This window comes from Amycolatopsis regifaucium, assembly GCF_001613935.1.
In the GTDB taxonomy this organism is placed as follows: domain Bacteria; phylum Actinomycetota; class Actinomycetes; order Mycobacteriales; family Pseudonocardiaceae; genus Amycolatopsis; species Amycolatopsis regifaucium.
The window spans coordinates 13,573-29,960 of sequence record NZ_LQCI01000051.1 but is presented as its reverse complement, the minus strand read 5'-3'; the positions used below and the strand labels follow the sequence as shown (position 1 = coordinate 29,960).

Here is a 16,388-nt window from a genome sequence, read left to right as displayed (position 1 = left end):
ACCGCCGCGCAGCGGCATACTTGTTGGTCATCGGGCTGGAGAAGCAATGCCGCTGGCACGCCGGACAGCGCCGGGCACCGACTTGGGGCCCTCGAGACGCATCTGCGTGCACGAGGTGTCCAGGGAGCAGTGGCTACTTGCCGAACTTTTCCAGCGTCTTCTGATGTGTCTCGTTGGTTCCGAGTGCACGCAAAAACCGACCGAGCAGTGCATCGGCTACTCGTCCAGGTGACTCGCTGAGATCGGCGTAGTTCGCCATGGCCGTGCGGTCATAGTTGTCCTCGCTGTAGGCTGGGCCGTCTCCCCACATGCCTTTTAGGTCCTCGTAGGAGCGTAAGCCCGCGAGGTTGTTCGCTCGTAACCCTAATCCCCACATCCCGAGATAGCCGGCTTCCGCCGTGACGGCGGCGAGGAGGGCGATGAACTGGCAGGTCAACGTCAATGCGCCAGCGTCGAAAAGGACTCGTTGATCTTTGAGCGTGTCCGACAGGCGACTGCAGTAGAGTCGCATGCCGCCATCTTCGGAAAACTCAAGGTCGATAACACTTTCGCTTGAGGACTCGGACGAAAGCTGGCGATCGCCGCGCAGCCGGTAGCTGCTCAGGGCCGCCCCGGATGGGCGACGATGCTGTCTCGACGCTTCGGTGAGATCCGGCGAGAACCTTGGGGTGAACTGTGTTTTCTGAACTGCTTCATGCTGCAGCTTGACGAGGCGTTCTTGCCAACCTTCCTTGCCGACGAGGTCCATCAGCATGCCTTCACGACCGGGGAGCGGCTCGGCTAGGAGGAAGAGATGTGACTGGTCGTTCGGCACAGGATCGCGTGCCACTTCTTTGTCGAGGAGCCCGAGAAGGTCGACTTCGACTGAACGGCGTCGTTGGTGAAGCCGCAAGACCTCGGCGTCCGACAGGTACTGCTTTTGCTTGTGCCCACGACCGATGTAACGATGATCGACCATGTGCGGCGCCTGCCCGCTGGGAGGGACCGTAACGACCAGGTATCCCTTGGACGTCTCCGCCGCGCTCGGGATTGTCCTGCATACGACATTCAAGGGCGGATCCGGCAAGCTGCGAGCAACCGATTCGATCGACCTGCCAAGCCATCAAGCTCCTGCGGCACAAGAGTCAGTCCGGATGCTGTCTCCTCGATCCCAACGAGCAGAGTGCCACCGTCGAGAGCGAAGGAGGCCAGATCGCGAGCAAGCTCGCGGTTCGCAGACTTTCCTGAGTTGATCTCTCGTTTGAGGTCCATCCAGTGGGTTTCTTCCAGGATGCCACTATCGATGGCGCTTTGCAGGTCAGCCTCGCTATGGGCGGTCCATCGTGGGTTGTCCGAAGACAGGAAGATGTTCACGAACTCTCCAGCGTTGATCGTTCGACGGCTTGTGGTGCTAATTCGTTGGTAGCCGTCTGGGCGCTTCAGTTGATGGGCAAGTGTTACCGGGCCGCAATAGTAGATGTTGAGGACCGTCTGCCCCCTTGAGAAGAGCTCGATCGAGCACGCGGTCCGTTGCGTACTTACAATATGAAGGGATGCCTGCTGAAGTCCTTACAGTCTCCAGGCTTCGTTAGATATTACCTTTGTCCCGGTTGATCACGATCGTGTCGGTGTTGTGTGATGTGATCCTCGACTATGACTACTGAAAGACGAACAGGGCCGGCCGTGGTCAAGGCCGAGCTTCTCCCTGCCCGCGCCGCCTACCTCATCTACGACGGGAGCAAGGCGGGATTTCGTCGCGCCGTGCAAGAGGCTTCTACCCGTTGGGGTGGAATGGCTGAACCCATTATTCCGGTTCGTCCCGACGGTGAGGTGGAGAAGTGGTGGCGGAAGGTCATCGAGACCGCAGGTGTCGAGGGGTTGGTGAACGTCGACGTGCCCGCCAATCTCGTGCAGAAGCTCTCCGAATCTTGCGGGCTGCCAGTTGCCGAGATCGACGACATCGACCGCTCGGGACCCACTCGATTCACCGTTCATCCCATAGCGCTGTCATCCTATCGCGACCATTCGTCGCAGCAGACTCCAGTCGTGGCGTGTGTCGACGGGTCCTTGTGGCAGGTCGTCCTAGCGGGTGACTTCACTGCGGATCATGCAGAAGAACATAAGGACGTCTTGTCGTTCCGTCGCCCAACGACTGCTGATCAGGTAGCCCGAGCCGCGCTAGCAGGACAGACTTTCCTGGACCGCACGGTTGACCAGTTTCGGGAGAACTACGCGGAGGACTCGTGGCCAAGCCCGGCGATCCTGTGGGTGGCGGGTGACGAAGACTTTCAGGATTGCCTGCTATTTTGGAACCTGAGGGCGCTACGTCCGAGTTTCGGCCAGTGCCCGATGGTGATCATCCCAGCGGACGAAGTCGAGAGCTGGACCGGGTTCTCGCGCGAGTGGGCCAGTCAGCTGGCGCGGCCGGACGAGTTTGCACCAGATGTTGTCGTTATCAGCCGCAGTGTGCCGGAAGTGGCGCTCCACCAGCTCGCTACGAAGGTGTTCGGACTGAAGCTGACAGATGAAGAGGTTCGCACGGGATTCAGGGTCCCGGCAGATCTTCGCGTACCGCCGTTCACGTATCGAGTAAACCTGGACGTTCGCCACTTCTTTATCTTCTCGAGGCGTTATGGGGAAGTCCGACAGACGGAAACCTTCTTGACGGATGGGCGCGCCCAGTTGCGATTCCCATCACCAGTTGAATTTTCGGGCGGCGGCAAGCTCTTGCTTCGGTTAAGCAGTACCCTGCTTGATGCCTTGCCCGCACGCGACGTCCTTGCAGCCAGGATTGCGAACGCCGCCGTTTGGCGTGGGCGTTCGGTCCAGATTGCTACGCACAACACAAACGTCTATCAGGTGGACCTGTCGATCCCGTCTCAGAGTGAGGCCACAGCCGCACTCGTGGGCGATCGGGTGTCAACTTGGAGCATGTCGGAAAAGGGACGTCTAGCGGCCGCGCTCATGGAGGACGCTGGCCCAGCTGTCCTCTTGCAACCGAGCGTCTATGAAGCGATTAGGCATCTAACGACTCCTCGTGCGACGGCCTACCGTCGTGAGATGGAACGGATGCGCGCGAGCGGGCTCTCCGGCGAAGAGATCGACGAGTTCGGCGCTCGATGGGGAGGCCGCGGCGAACGCCGCTACGACAGTGCGAGTGCGTTCATAGCGCGTGTCGGTCACCAGATGTCAGATCCTGTGGGCGCGTTGGAGAAACTGTGCTCGATCGGATGGGCCGAACGTGGCTTCGAAGTCGACTGCGACCGGTGTGGGATTCGAAGCTTCGTTCCACTTGCTGCTGTGGAGACAGTCGCTCGGTGTCCCGGGTGCAGGGCGGCCTCCCGCTACACGACGTCCGTTGACAGCGTTACTCTCTACTATCGGCTCAACACTCTGATCGATCGCGCCAGTGATCAAGGCGTCGTGCCGCACCTTCTTGTCATTGCTGAGCTAACCAAGCGTGATGCAAACACCAATCTCCTTGGCGGTGTGCTTGCCACCTTCGGTGACGTTACTCGCGAGATCGACGTAGTTGGAATTCATGACCAGCAATTCATTGCCGGGGAAGTAAAATCTAAGGCTAAAGACTTTACGTCGACGCAACTGGACCGAGACTTCGACACCAGTGCACGCCTTGGTGTCGACGCACATATCCTTGCATCGGTCGATGGCATTCCGGCGGAGATTGAGCGTGCTGCTATCGATCGGGCATCTGTGTATGGCTTGAAGGTAATTGCGCTTTCTGGGAAGGACCTGCGTCCGGAGGGTACTCCGGATAGCGCGAACCCGTGATGCGGGATGGATGGTAGGAACCCGGCTGCGACAGGACATCCCAACAGCACTCCAGACTGACAGGCGCGGACGTGCTAGAAAGCGACAGTGACCTTCGGAGTACCACCTTTGGCCGACCGGATGTCAGCGATGACCGCTGACATCCGCTCCTATGACAGTGTCGTCGTGCTTGGCGCGGGGATGTCCGCGTTCGGCTACCCAATGACCAAGCAACTGCCTGCTTTGCTCTGGCAGGCGATTGGTGAGGTAGGCGGGGCGGGGGCGGAGCCCAGGTCCACCGCCTGGTCTCCGGCACCCCCGAACGGCTCTCGCTACAGGTGCTGTCGGCGTTCTGCGACATCCTCGGCTGCACCCCGGCCGACCTGGTGGCCACCACCGCGGGTAACTCCGGCGTCCGCAAAACCGCCACCGACGACCGCCCCGCGCCCTCAGCCGTGGCCGCGAAGCTACGACCCCGCGCAGCCCGGATCCTGCCCGGCGAGTGAGTCCCGCCTACCGCACGCCGGAGCAACTCGAGCGCTGGCACAAACGGACCTGCGCGCGCTGCGACCGGTTCGGCTTCTTCGCCGCCGTCTGGCCCGACGGACCGATCTGCCGCACCTGTGAGTGCCGCGCCCTGCGCGTCGACGGGCGCTGCCCCGAGTGCGGTGAACACCGGATCCTGCCCTGTCTCCGGCCTGCCGACGCCGTCGCGATCTGCACCGGCTGCACCGGCTGCGCCGGCTTCCGCCCGTCCTACGCCTGCTCGCGCTGCGGCCAGGAAAGCCAGCTGCGCGCGGGCCGCCTCTGCATTCGCTGCACCTGTCCGACCGGCTCGCCGAGCTGCTGGACGACGGCACCGGCCAGGTTCGGCCCGAGCTGCTTCCGCTGCACCCGACGCTCGTCGCGATGAAGAACCCGCGCACCGGGCTGAGCTGGCTCGGCGGACGCCCACCGAACGTCGGCGCGGCGGTGAAGTTGCTGCGCGGCCTGGGAGACGGCGACATCGAACTCACCCACGAGGCGTTCCACCATCTCCAGCCCTGGCGAGCAGCCGGGCACCTGAGGGAACTCCTCATGTCCTGCGGCGTGCTGCCACTGATAGACAAGCAGATCTGCTCGTTCGAGCGTTTGTTGGGCGAATATCTCGGCGGCATCGGCATTCCCGACCACGAACAGCTCGCGCGGCGGTTCGCCACCTGGGAGGTCCTGCCCCGGCTGCGTCGCCGCGCCGCGCGGGAATCGCTGACTCCCTCCACGCGCTATTTCGCCTCCGGGCAGGTCAAGGCGGCCACTGAGTTCCTCGGCTGGCTTTCCAACCGCGGCCACACCTTGGAAACCTGCTGCCAAGCCGACATCGACGCCTGGCACACCGGCCGCGGTCAGCACGAACGGGGCCGACTTCGCGGGTTCCTGCTCTGGGCCATAGTCAGCAAACTCGCCCGGCCGATGCAACTGCCCGCTCAAACGATCACCCGCAACGCCCCGCTGGCCGAACGCGAGCGGATTGCCCGCCTGGGCCGCCTGCTCACCAGCCACGACCTGCCGCTGCGGTCCCGAGTCGCCGGCGTGATCGTGCTGCTCTACGCCCAACCGCCCAACCGCCCAACCGCCCAACCGCTCAGCCGGATCGTCCGGCTCACCGTCGACGACCTCACCCGCGACGGCGACCAGGTCCTGCTGCGCCTCGGAGAACCACCGTCCCCGGTTCCGGCACCAGTCGCCGAACTACTCCTCACCTGGATCGGCCAGCGCGACAACATGAACACCGCCACCAACCCGAACGCCCGCTGGCTATTTCCCGGCCGACGCGCCGGACAGCCGATGCACCCCAGATCGCTTGGGGCGCTGGTGACCAAGCTCGGCGTCCCCACCACAACCGGGCGCACCGCGGCCATCCAGCAGCACGTGCTCACCATGCCTGCACCCGTGGTCGCCGACGCCCTCGGCTACCACCCCGTCACCACCACCAAAATCGCCTCACGAGCAGGAATCGCCTGGAGTCGCTACGCCCCAGGCGATCACTCACCACCATAACCACGACGAACTCGCGACAGTTGAATACGCGACCTCGGCGACCCCGATTTGCTGCGATGGTGGTGGTTCCGGGCCCGCCAGTGGGAGACTTGGAGTCGAGTGCGGACCGTCGCTACGCTCCGGACGGCCGCCACATCCGCCCGACTCGGCACGTGATTCACCGATGCGCCAGTGGTTCGGCTCCTCGGCACGTCCGGCACGGCGGCGGGAACCGGTCACCCGAGATGAGGTCACATGGGCAACGCCGAGGCCAACCCGAACCTGTCGCTTCCGATATCCCGCCGGACCCTGTTGCAGGGAACCGGGCTCGCGCTCGGCGGCACGGCCCTGGTCAACGGGACCGCCGACGCGCACCCACCGGGCGTTCCGGTCCCGGGCCCCGGCAGCCCGGTGCGCCCGATCCCGGTGCCCGAGCAGGTTCCGGCTACCCAGGGCTGGTTCCAGGTGCCCGGGGCGCGGCTGTGGTACTGGGACACCGGCGGGCCCGGTGAGCCGGTGGTTCTGCTGCACGCTCTGAGCGGCAGTGGCGAAAGCTGGCCGTACCAGCAGCCGTACCTCGCCCGTGCGGGGTACCGGGTCATCGGCTACTCGCGTCGGGGGTACGCCAACTCGCCGGTGCAGGACCCGAACGACCCAAGGAGCGGCATCGAGGATCTGCACGACCTCGTGGAGTTCCTGGGGGCCGGGAAGTTTCACGTCGTCGGCGTTGCCGGTGGCGGCTGGTACGCGATGGACTACGCGCTCAACCACCCGGACCGGTTGCACAGCCTGGTGATCGGCGCGTGCGTGCTTCAGGTCCGGGAGCGGGACTACCAGGACATGGTGGAGCGGTTGCGGTCGCCCGAGGTCGACGCGCTGCCCATCCACTTCCGGGAGTTGGGCCCGTCCTACCGCGCGATCGACCCGGACGGTGTCGCCAGGTGGCTGGACATCCATCACCGGGCCGGGCCCAACGGGATCGTCCAGCCCAGGGCGACCTCGCTGAGCTGGGCCGTGATCGAACGGCTCACCGTGCCCACCCTGCTGCTGTGGGGGGACGCCGACCCGCACACGTCACCGCCGGTGCAGCGTCTGCTGGCCGGGCACTTCCGCAGGGTGAGCACGATGGTGGCCAACGAGTGCGGGCACAACGTCCACTGGGAACGGTCGGACGTGGTCAACCCCGTGCTGCTGAACTTCTTCCGGGCCAACCGGCACTGACCATCCGGGCCACGGGGTGATCCAATTGGGCCCGCCGAACGTGTCGTGGGATCGCTCGCACACCTCTCAAGCCCATTGGATGGGGTGTGAGGCCAGGGGCAGCGGAACAGGAACAAGGGACGGGCGGCGGAGGGGTTCGGCGGGTGGCCGAACTACTTTGACGGCGCGCACCGCCCACCAGTAGGGCGATCCGGCCGCCCGGCGTTCTGGCGCATGCTGCCGGACAGGGTGATGGGGGATTGGTGTGCCGTGGTGCCGGACTCGGACGGGGTGATTAGAGCACAGTGGGAGCGCCCAGGGAGCCCGTAATCAATTGCCCGTGCTCAAAGGGGCAATAGGCCTGGCCGACAGCCTTCGGCCGAATGCTTCTGGCTGAGCAGGACCCATTCAAAGCGCCCGCGCTCTAGCCTTTCCCCGCGTCCTTGATCGTGGTGATGCGGTGATACGTGCCGTCGCGGTAGGCGAGGACGACAGGGTCCTTGAACTCGGGGGCTGCGACGGCCTGCCAACCGGAGCGGCCGGTGCCGTTCATGAACTGCGAGATGTCGTCGCGCGGGAGCTGCACACGGCGAACTTCGGCCGGATCGACGCCGCCGACACGGCGGGAGTGCTGCGGGCGGCGTGGGAAGGCTTGGTGCTTATCCGGTGGTGCGGGCTGGAAGCCGCGACCGTCGGTGCTGCTCACGCGTCGTGCCAGCGCAGTGCCGAGTCGGTCGAGTTCGACATCGCCGAACAGCTCTACCGCTCCGACGCCCTCAAGCACTCCGGCGTGGTCATGCCCGCGACCGGGCGCGACCGCCGGGTGGCCGTCGTGGACGAGGCGGCCGCCGTCCGGGCCGTCGACGCGATCGTCACCTTCGCGACCACCTCGATCGCCGTGCTGCGGCCAGCGGCCGCCACGGCGCACAGCTGGCCGGACAAGCGTGCTTGTTCCACCTCGATTCCGTTGTGGCGGTCGCTGATCGACTGCTGGGACGGCAAGAACAGGTCGTATCGCCTGTTGCTCCCGAAAGTCGGTCCGGTGTGGTGGCCCTACTTCTGAACACCGGCCCGGACAGGGGCGAGGGGTCACGCGATCGTGGAGAAGTGAGCCGCAGAGCGGAAGTTCGGGCTTACGGTCTGAGTGTGTGCGGGAAGAGCAGGCGACCGCGGCCGCGGTGGCGGCGTGCTGGGTGGTGGGAGGATCCGCCGGGTGATCTGGAGGATCCGTATCACCTGCTGTCGGGTGACGGTCCGGAGCCGGAGGGGTTGACCGCCGAGGAGCGGGACCACCGGGATCGGTGGGTCGAGGCTCAGGCACGGCGATCACCGCCCTTGCCGGGACGAGGCCGGGATCCGGTGAACGAGATGATCAACCGTCTGGACGAACGACGGACCTGACCTCACCCGTGCGCCCGGTCTCCTGGGTAAGTGGCACACGCGTGGTGATCGCCTGATCGTGGCGGCGGCCGGGGTTGGCATCCTTGCCCGATGACTCTGTCGTGGATGTCGCCCCGGCCGGTGACAACATGAGCGATCCCGCCACCGGTGATCCGGTCGTGGTGGCCCTCGCCGCTCCGGCCGGGCTGCGCGCGAAGTTCACCCGCCGTACCGACATCGGCCCGCAGGGCGGTGATGCCGTGCCCGTGGCTCGCGTTCAGTGTGTCCGGGGAGGCTCTGGTTCTCGATGTTCGCGATGGCCGGCTGCCCTCGGTCAGCACCTATAAAGCCGACCAGGGCCTGGTGTTCGAGAAGTTGTTCACCCACCACGGCATCACGGCGCCGCTGGCCCCGGCGTCCGCGGGAACCATGGTCTTCTTCACCGACGACCGGGCTCCCATCCCGGTGGCGTACTTCGACGCGCACGGCCGCGCGGTCGCGATGCCCCAGGGCTCCATCGCGAACCAGGACGCGGATTCCGATCTCGTGCTCGCCGACTACCTGGACAACGTCGCCGGAGTCGGCTTCGCCCACCAGATCCACGACTGATCTCCCGTCCCCCTCGTAGCCGGGGTCAGAACAGGGTGTCGCGTACACGCAGCGGCCGGTAGCCGGTGGGACCGAGCTGGGCGAGCTCGCTGTCGATATCGACCTCGATCGCGCCGAAGAAGTTGATGTTCTCGCTGTGTGCCGGGGAGATGTGGGCCAGGACCTCGTCATCGATCCGACGCCCGGCCGCGCGCATCTGCTCGATGGCCAGGCCGTAGTACTCCGTGGTCAAGGCGATGACCGCGTTCGTCGCCAGCGTCAGGCACCATGCCTGCTCGGTCTGGGTCTCCAGGTGCCGCGCACGGACGGCGCCCTCGTGGGCGTAGAGCAGGTCCCGTTTCAGTGCATGCAGGGATTCGCCCTTGTTCAGCTGCCGCGAGATCTTCCGCCGATAGGCCGGATCGGCGAGGTAGCGGGCGGCGTAGATCGTGCGGCGCAGCGCCCCATACTCCTTCAAAGCGGCAGCGGCGCCGCATCGTGAGGGTCGACGTCATCGTCGCCGACGCGCCCGAGATCGGGCCGCACCACGCGCACGCATGCCGCCGAGCGGGGCTGGACCAGCGACGCTCATTCGGCGGATTTACAAGTCTGGGCCTCGGATCTGGGGTGGCGCGCGAGCACTAGTTGTACAAGGTCTGAACCTTCGTGAAGGTGATGTCGTCCGTAGTGGTGGTGTCCAGACTGAACCGGAAGACGACGTTGTCCGCACCCCCGGCGCGCATCGTGTAGGTCGATGTCATCGTCGCCGCTTTGCCCGCAGCGAGCTGCTCTGGCAGGCCGGTGATGTCGCCCTTCTGAACGGCCGAGTCCGTCGCCTTGGCGTGGTTGCGGCCGTAGCAACTCTGCACGGACCTTGCTCTTCGCCGTGGGGAAGACGAACGTCGCGTTGCCGGTGTTCGTGATCTCGGTAGTGATGGTTACCAAAACGCTCGCGGTTGGGCCGGAGTCGTAGCCTTTCGAATCCACGGTCTCGGACTTCGCGGAGATGAGCCGGGCCTTCAAGCCGTTGGACAAGGTGGCGGCTTCGGTTGCCGGGGTCTCCGGCTCGGAGACTTTGTCGACACAGGAATCCGTGTGAGCACTGGCGAAATTCGGGTTGGCGCACTGCGCGGGATCGAGGCCATCAGCGTCCGGCGCGGCAGAGCCGTCGCACGCGACCAGAACGAGGGCGCCGGCCGCTACGAGCAGGCCGACCGAGTGTCTTCTGTTGGGCACAGCGGCCCACTGTACGTCAGCCTGCTCCCGCCGCAGAGCCGACGACCGGACGCTGATCACCCCGACGCACCACCCGGCCCCGCCTTGTCTGTCAGCCTTCGCGCGGCCGGGTGCGGACAAAGAACCGCTCGCCCCGGTCAGGTTGGATTCCGCCGGGGATCCCGAAGACGACCCACAGGTCGAGGCCTTCGTCCGGCTCACGGACTTCGAAACCCTGGCGCCGGTAGAACGCGGCCAGACCAGCGTGGTCCGGGCGGATCTGGCCGTAGACGAAGACGTATCCGTGCGAGAAGAAGATCTTCTTGACCCGGCTCAGCAGCGCGGCACCGAGCCCGCTGCCCTGATGAGCTTCGGCTACCGCCAACACGGCCACCTTCACCAGCCCCACGATGCCGACGAGCATGAGCTTGCGGACCTCCGGCGCCGCGGCGTTCATCCGCTCGGCGTGGGTCATGTACTGCTCGGTCACGTTCGGCGGCGGGAAGGCGATCACGGTGCCGATCACTCCGTGCTCGCGGTGCTCGGCCACCAGCACGAGGGAGGCGGTTGCGAACGCCTGATCGGGGCCCTGATCGGCGAACGCCTGCGCGACCGCGCGGGAGAATCCCGGCTGGCCGTGCACGCGGCCGCGGGCGGCCAGGCCCGCGCGGTGGGCGCGGCCCATCACTCCGTCGCGGATCGCCTCGGCCATCGCCGTGCCTAGCTCGATCTCCCACGCGAGGCCTTCCACGATCCCTCGCTCCGTTTCGAGTGCTCCACCTGCCACGAGACGGTGATCGACCTTGGGCCGTTCGAGAGCAACCCCGAGGACAACGAAGAGGAACACGCCGCCACCTGCGCCCGGTTCCGCGCCGAGATCGACCAGTCCGCGTAGGACCGGCAGGAGCGGATCGCGGCAGGTGGTGCTGCGAAACGACAGGAGGCGTCCGCCTGTGTCGGCGGACGCCTCCTTTCGCGGGCGGCTGATCGTCTACGCGGGCACGACGGTCAGGTGGGAACGGGTGACCGGGGACTCCGGCGTCGCCGTGCTGCAGGTCGAGCACGTCGGTGCGACGTAGTCGGCGCTCGGGCGGTCCGCCGCCTCCGGTCCGCCTTTCAGCCTGACCCAGAGCGGTTTCCAGTGGCCCTCGAATGTGGCGTACTGAGCGTCCCAGCGAATTCCCGTGACCAGCTCGTCAACGAAGGTGAAATTCTCGTGCATGGTCACTTGTCGGCCAGCGCCAACGACACCAGCCGATCGATCACCTCGGTCAGCGAGAAGCCGGCGGCCTTCATCATCCGCGGGTAACGGCTGTAGGAGGTCAACCCCGGCAGGGTGTTCACCTCGTTGAGCACTACACTGCCGTCTTCCTTAACGAACAGGTCCACCCGAGCCAGACCGCGGCAGCCCAGCGCGCGGTAAATGGCCTTCGCGGTTTCCTTCACCAGATCGCGCAACTCGTCGGAGATATCGGCGGGGCAAATGAACGAGGAGTTCTCGGACCCGGTTTCCGGCGAGGCTTCCTGGTGAATCTTGAAGAATCCGTGCGTGAGCACCACCCGGTCCAGCTCGCCGATCAGCAACTCCGAACCATTACCCAGGATAGAGCTACCGACCTCGCTGCCGACCACGGCTTCCTCGATCAGCACCTTCGCGTCGTATTCCCGGGCAGCGGTCAGCGCTGCGGACAGTTCTTCCTTGCTGGACACCTTGCTGATCCCGAAGGCGGAACCGGACCGGGCCGGCTTCACAAAAACGGGGTAGTTGAGCTGGTCGGGGTCGACATCCGCGTCGGAGTTGACGATCCAGAATTTCGGGGTGGCGATTCCGGCGTTGCTGACCACGGTGTAGGTCAGCGATTTGTCCATACACACTGCGGAACTCGGGATATCGCAGCCGACATAGGGGATGCCAGAAAGTTCCAGCAGGCCTTGCATCGCGCCGTCTTCACCGAACTTGCCATGCAGCACGGGCAGCACGACATCCAGGCCGATCGAGTCGTACTTACCCTCGTCCAGCACCAGCAAGCCGCGGGTGCTCCGGTCCGGCGACACCGCGACCGGGCGGCAGTCGCCGCTTTCCCAGTCCCCATCCGGGCCGTCGCAGAGCTTCCACGCGCCGTCGCGGGTGATGCCGATCCAGAACGGTTCGTACTTGGCCGTATCGAGGCTCTTGGCCACCTCACGCGCCGACTTGACGGAGACGAGGTGCTCCTCGCCCGAACCGCCGAACAAGATGCCGAGCTTCAACCTAGCCATGATGCCTCCCGGTTTCGAAATTCAGACAGTTAAGGAGCTTGTTTTCCACAATATCCTGCAGTCAATCAGGCTGCGTCGTTGAATGTCCTGCGTTGAATCTCGAGGTAGTGCCGAAGATTCACGACGGGTGCGCGGGTCGAGGCTGCGGGCGATGGCGGTGACTCATCGAGATCGATCGAGTTCGCCTGGGCCCGCTGCCGAGTGGTGCTGATGACGACCTGTACCAGGGTCTCCAGGTGCTCGGCAGAGAGGTCAATCGTGACGATGCCGCTCTCGGAGTGGGCCTGAACCAGGCCGAGAGCGGCGATGAGGCGGTCGACGATCGCGGCAGTGAGGCTCTGGTCGCGGACAGCCTCAAGGTAGTCGTGAAGTGAGTCGTTGTAGTTCGTGACGCACTCCGCCAGTGCCCGATTCTGCCTGCGAGCGATCGCGACGGCCGCAGTGGCCGCGGCGGCGGCCAGCGCCAGTCCTCCGATGACGACTGGTTTCTTGACCATCCAGGCCGCCGAGGCAACCGCACCCTCGTCAGGTGTGAACCTGGAGGCCTCCTCGAGGAAGGTCACGATGCGTCCGACACGGTTACGCACCACACCACCGGAGCGGATCAGATCACCGGTGTCTAGACCTGCCTGAATCCTTGCGGGAATGCGGAAGGAGACATCGACGGTCATTCGCGTTCCTCGGCTGTGTTGGTGTGGGGCAGGCTGAACCAGATGCTAGCGCCGCCGACAGGCTACGGGGTTCGGACCGGGCCGAGCCGTGCGGAAGCCTTCGCCAGACGAAACGACAGGGCGGACCGTGCGATGGACTTTCAGGTCCCACGGCCTGCGCCGAGGAAGATCCGGGCCCGCACGGACACGTCGTCGTCCTTCGTAACCTGGCGGATCCGGCGTCGGACCGCGTGGAACTCCCTATCGTGAGCTGATGAGCGCAGACAACCCTGACATCACCGATCCTGCTGACGTGGCCATGCTGGCGTTCGACGCCTCGGACGGCGTCGTACAGGGCGATCTCACCTGGGAGTCTCACGTCGTCGTCGGCGAAGAGGGAGAGATCTTCGTTGATGTGTACCCCGACCGCAATCCGATGGGGGAGACAGGCCACCCGGGCTTTCGCTACCAGGTCGTGCATGTCGGGGCTCCGCCGGAGCCGTTGCGGCCCTGACGGAGCCGGCCGCGAGGGCGAAATGCCCGACGGTGCCGTCAACGTGGCGGTATGCCGCTGCCGAGCGGGTGACCACGACCGGTGGCCCTATCCAGAGCTCCGCAAGGTCAGTGACGCCTGCCGTGAACCGATCGCCGTAGGCCCCTCCGGAGAGGCGAGAGCCCTGAAGCCGGGCATCACTGAAGGTAGCCAGGCTTCGAACGGATCGCGTTGACAGGAAGCGGCTCGTCCCGCGCCCCTGGTACTGCCCCCATTGCCCCCAGGTCAGGTCTCAGCCTCTGTTTTCAGTGGTTCGGTGCGGCCACCTGCATCGAACTCCCAGAAAGGCGGAGATTGCGCGGTCAGCACGTGCCCGCACGGCGGAACTTCCCCAGCAAACGACACCCGAAGGCGCAGCCCGCAGGAGGGTGGCCGCGCTGCGCGCTGCGGCGGATCCGGCCCTCCGTCTGCCCGGGTGGCCGGAAGGGCGGCCCGCTGACCAGGTCCTACTTCTGACCGGGCCGTCCACAGTGGCCTTAACAATTTGACCCGGAACATCTAACTGCAATTATTTCCAAAGTTAAAACTATTATTTCATCGGAAACTAAGTTGCCACATTGAAGCCACACATAGAGTCACGCTGGCAACAACAATAAATGGTAACTAAGTTTCCACAGTTTGACTCTTGTTAGAGTATTGGCGGTAAGTTTGTTTCCACGGTATGATTGGCAGGCGGGGCTGAACGACCGCGGGGTGCGCTACCACCGTGCGCGGCCGCCCAGCCACGTTGACGAGGGCTTACCGGTTACTGCCGAGCCATCTGGCCATCACCCGGAGCCCTACGGCCGCGAGCCTGACAGCCTTCGCTGTCAGGCTCGCGCCGTCGTGGAGGAACTCCACCGAAGTGGCTCCTACCTCCAGAAACGTCGCGAGAGCCGCACAGGCTCGCGCGAACCGCTTCCGTCTCCGATGACCCTCGTCGCCGGTATCGTGGCTACTCATCCCTACTCCTCCGTCCGACCGGAGCGGGGCGCTCCGCAGGTCGCAGAGCTGGCCACCCCGCACGATCGCGATCCGCGCGGGATGGGACCGGAGCGGAACGAGAGGTGCATGAGTAGTGGATACCTGGGGGCAGAATACCGCAGATGCCGCCTCCTGTGCCATTCCCATGACAGGGGTCGTGGCGGGTGTCCGCGAATCTGAAAAGTAGCCGTCCGGCGCCCGGCGTGACGGGGCTCGCTCACCCTCCACAATGGAGAGTCGCGACAGAAAACGCAATTTCGGCATCCTTTGCCGATAGAATGCCGATCGGGCCTTATGAAACACGCCTGACCTCGCGAACCCTCTTTTGCCGCGATCGGAACGCAGGCTGGAAACCGGGGTGGCATCGGTGTGGTGGGCGCTCGGCGCCCCGGATCCCCATGGGCAGTCGGATGCGATGAAGACCTGGGCAAAGCGGGTCGGCGAGGTCCGGCCACCGCCAGTGCGCCTCGGTTAAAGTCGCCCGTCCACACCATCCAGCACCCGGTGTTCAGCGGGAGGTCCTCACTTCCGAAGGCCGCCGACCTGTTCCGGGGGGCCAGGTCAGGATCGTCGGCACGAGACCGCCCTGACGGTCCTCGACGACGCGGTGGACTGAACCGTCCGCTTATCGGCGGGGGCGTGCCGGGCGGGCTTGCTCGGTATGAACGTCCTCGACACCGGTTCCGATGCGGTGCGCGTGAGCGCGTTCGTCGACCCGGACCCACCACCACGGGAGGCCTCCGTACCGGTGCTGCGGGTAGGGAACGAGCTGGCCGCGCAGGATCGCGTGGGCGATCTCCTCCAGTACGACCGGCCGGTCGACGTCGCCCTGGTACCGCGCTCGGCACCGTCCTCGGTGGTGACGAGGTGTTTGCGCGAGGGCGTACCAGGCCCGCAGCGGATGCGGCGTCGCCGGATGGCATCGCCGGATCGTGACGGCGGTGCGGTGAACCTGGGCGCTCGCCTGGCAGGTTCGGTGATGGGGTGGTGTGCGGGGGGCCCGGCGGGTTGAAGCTGGCACCTCGAACGGGTGGAGCTAGGTGCGGCTGGTGGATCCGGTGTCGCGGGCCAGGTAGCCAGGAGAGGCGGTCGCCGTCAGGCGCTGTCCGTCCGGCGCGGCTCCGCGGCGACGTTGGCGAGGTGTCCATCTCGGGCGGTGAACCACCGAGCAAGGGAGCAGACCATGACCACCGAGAACGCCAGTACTACCGCTGTCGGCGTCCTGGCGGCTGTCGACAGGGACTTCATCCAGGCCGCGACGATGCAGCACAGCACGCAGGTCGACGCGGGGAAGATGGCGCACAAGAACACCTCCAACGCGGACGTGCGGTCCTTCGCCCGGCACATGATCGCCGACCACATGCGCCTGACCGTGCAGCTGAAGGCGGTCGCCCCCAAGGGCGTGGTGATTCCGAACGACAACAGCGACATGGCCCTTCTGGACTCGCTCCGGCCTCTGGTCGGCGCCGATTTCGACCGCGCCTACGTGCGGAAGGTCGGGCTGGAGGGACATCGGATCGCCATCGCCGCGTTCGAGAAGGAAGCCAAGGACGGTGAGAACCCGTCGCTGAAGCAGGCCGCTCTGGATGCCCTCCCGACACTGCGCGAGCACTACTTGATGTCGCAGAAGCTCGCGCAGAAGCTGGGCGTCACGGAGTGAGTCGCCCGTTGCGCCCGTGACGAACTCCGGGCGCTGCGGCGCGGCCGCTGGCTGCTGCCAGCGCGAGCCGGTCGCGTCGCCCGGGGTTCATCCCATCACCGAGGGCGGGAAACCACTCGTTCAGGCAAGCCGCTCAGGTCGTTCCGGCAACGTG

General features: G+C 65.5%; 16 protein-coding genes and 2 pseudogenes. 10 read left to right on the top strand and 8 right to left on the bottom strand.

The genetic code is table 11. The features are described from left to right. Nucleotides 1-133: 133 nt before the first annotated feature. Both AVL48_RS39345 and AVL48_RS39340 read right to left on the bottom strand, forming a co-directional pair. Nucleotides 134-958 carry a hypothetical protein gene (locus tag AVL48_RS39345; RefSeq protein ID WP_143104925.1) on the bottom strand — a complete coding sequence of 275 codons (825 nt, stop codon included), beginning with the start codon at nucleotides 956-958 and terminating at the stop codon, nucleotides 134-136. A gap of 89 nt (nucleotides 959-1,047) precedes the next feature. Continuing rightward, the gene (locus tag AVL48_RS39340; protein WP_143104924.1) at nucleotides 1,048-1,353 is read right to left on the bottom strand and encodes a hypothetical protein; all 306 of its coding nucleotides are present in this window, start codon (nucleotides 1,351-1,353) and stop codon (nucleotides 1,048-1,050) included. A gap of 417 nt (nucleotides 1,354-1,770) precedes the next feature. On the opposite strand from AVL48_RS39340, the gene AVL48_RS34215 reads away from it, so the two are divergent. Beyond that, nucleotides 1,771-3,771 (top strand): hypothetical protein, encoded by a 2,001-nt coding sequence (locus AVL48_RS34215; protein ID WP_143104923.1) that lies wholly within the window; start codon nucleotides 1,771-1,773, stop codon nucleotides 3,769-3,771. A gap of 278 nt (nucleotides 3,772-4,049) precedes the next feature. Further along, nucleotides 4,050-4,256: pseudogene (locus AVL48_RS34210) on the top strand (helix-turn-helix domain-containing protein); the annotation flags it as partial. Nucleotides 4,257-4,506: 250 nt separating this feature from the next. Here the strand turns inward: AVL48_RS34210 and AVL48_RS39885 are convergent. Further along, the gene (locus AVL48_RS39885) at nucleotides 4,507-4,644 is read right to left on the bottom strand and encodes a hypothetical protein (protein ID WP_208616213.1); all 138 of its coding nucleotides are present in this window, start codon (nucleotides 4,642-4,644) and stop codon (nucleotides 4,507-4,509) included. A 15-nt stretch (nucleotides 4,645-4,659) separates the two neighbouring features. On the opposite strand from AVL48_RS39885, the gene AVL48_RS34205 reads away from it, so the two are divergent. The 4 genes from AVL48_RS34205 (at nucleotide 4,660) to AVL48_RS34190 (ending at nucleotide 8,955) form a co-directional block, all read left to right on the top strand. Continuing rightward, nucleotides 4,660-5,787 (top strand): hypothetical protein, encoded by a 1,128-nt coding sequence (locus tag AVL48_RS34205; protein ID WP_208616214.1) that lies wholly within the window; start codon nucleotides 4,660-4,662, stop codon nucleotides 5,785-5,787. A gap of 234 nt (nucleotides 5,788-6,021) precedes the next feature. After that, the gene (locus tag AVL48_RS34200; protein WP_061988180.1) at nucleotides 6,022-6,987 is read left to right on the top strand and encodes an alpha/beta fold hydrolase; all 966 of its coding nucleotides are present in this window, start codon (nucleotides 6,022-6,024) and stop codon (nucleotides 6,985-6,987) included. A 439-nt stretch (nucleotides 6,988-7,426) separates the two neighbouring features. Then, complete coding sequence (locus AVL48_RS34195; RefSeq protein WP_143104922.1) at nucleotides 7,427-8,029, top strand: hypothetical protein; 603 nt, start codon at nucleotides 7,427-7,429, stop codon at nucleotides 8,027-8,029. Between the two features lie 572 nt (nucleotides 8,030-8,601). After that, nucleotides 8,602-8,955 (top strand): hypothetical protein, encoded by a 354-nt coding sequence (locus AVL48_RS34190; RefSeq protein ID WP_061988176.1) that lies wholly within the window; start codon nucleotides 8,602-8,604, stop codon nucleotides 8,953-8,955. A 25-nt stretch (nucleotides 8,956-8,980) separates the two neighbouring features. Here the strand turns inward: AVL48_RS34190 and AVL48_RS34185 are convergent. From AVL48_RS34185 to AVL48_RS34175, 3 genes and pseudogenes are all read right to left on the bottom strand, one after another. After that, nucleotides 8,981-9,421 (bottom strand): annotated as a pseudogene (locus tag AVL48_RS34185) (Tn3 family transposase); the annotation flags it as partial. Between the two features lie 154 nt (nucleotides 9,422-9,575). Continuing rightward, nucleotides 9,576-9,803 (bottom strand): hypothetical protein, encoded by a 228-nt coding sequence (locus tag AVL48_RS34180; protein WP_061988172.1) that lies wholly within the window; start codon nucleotides 9,801-9,803, stop codon nucleotides 9,576-9,578. Between the two features lie 458 nt (nucleotides 9,804-10,261). Next, entirely contained in the window at nucleotides 10,262-10,900 is a 639-nt protein-coding gene (locus AVL48_RS34175; RefSeq protein ID WP_061988171.1) for a GNAT family N-acetyltransferase, read from the bottom strand. Nucleotides 10,901-11,102: 202 nt separating this feature from the next. On the opposite strand from AVL48_RS34175, the gene AVL48_RS40655 reads away from it, so the two are divergent. Then, a complete protein-coding gene (locus tag AVL48_RS40655) occupies nucleotides 11,103-11,228 on the top strand; it encodes a hypothetical protein (protein WP_279626623.1) in 126 nt (41 codons plus the stop codon). Between the two features lie 145 nt (nucleotides 11,229-11,373). Here the strand turns inward: AVL48_RS40655 and vanA are convergent, their stop codons facing one another. Together vanA and AVL48_RS34160 are read right to left on the bottom strand one after the other, a co-directional pair. Continuing rightward, nucleotides 11,374-12,408 (bottom strand): D-alanine--(R)-lactate ligase, encoded by a 1,035-nt coding sequence (gene vanA / locus AVL48_RS34165; RefSeq protein WP_061988167.1) that lies wholly within the window; start codon nucleotides 12,406-12,408, stop codon nucleotides 11,374-11,376. Nucleotides 12,409-12,473: 65 nt separating this feature from the next. Beyond that, complete coding sequence (locus AVL48_RS34160) at nucleotides 12,474-13,079, bottom strand: hypothetical protein (protein WP_061988165.1); 606 nt, start codon at nucleotides 13,077-13,079, stop codon at nucleotides 12,474-12,476. Nucleotides 13,080-13,332: 253 nt separating this feature from the next. Here AVL48_RS34160 and AVL48_RS34155 point away from each other — a divergent pair, with 253 nt between their 5' ends. From AVL48_RS34155 to AVL48_RS34145, 3 genes are all read left to right on the top strand, one after another. Continuing rightward, nucleotides 13,333-13,572 (top strand): hypothetical protein, encoded by a 240-nt coding sequence (locus AVL48_RS34155; RefSeq protein WP_061988163.1) that lies wholly within the window; start codon nucleotides 13,333-13,335, stop codon nucleotides 13,570-13,572. Nucleotides 13,573-15,235: 1,663 nt separating this feature from the next. Next, nucleotides 15,236-15,586 carry a hypothetical protein gene (locus AVL48_RS39335; protein WP_143104921.1) on the top strand — a complete coding sequence of 117 codons (351 nt, stop codon included), beginning with the start codon at nucleotides 15,236-15,238 and terminating at the stop codon, nucleotides 15,584-15,586. A gap of 171 nt (nucleotides 15,587-15,757) precedes the next feature. Continuing rightward, nucleotides 15,758-16,234 (top strand): DUF4142 domain-containing protein, encoded by a 477-nt coding sequence (locus tag AVL48_RS34145; RefSeq protein ID WP_082857858.1) that lies wholly within the window; start codon nucleotides 15,758-15,760, stop codon nucleotides 16,232-16,234. Nucleotides 16,235-16,388 lie beyond the last annotated feature (154 nt).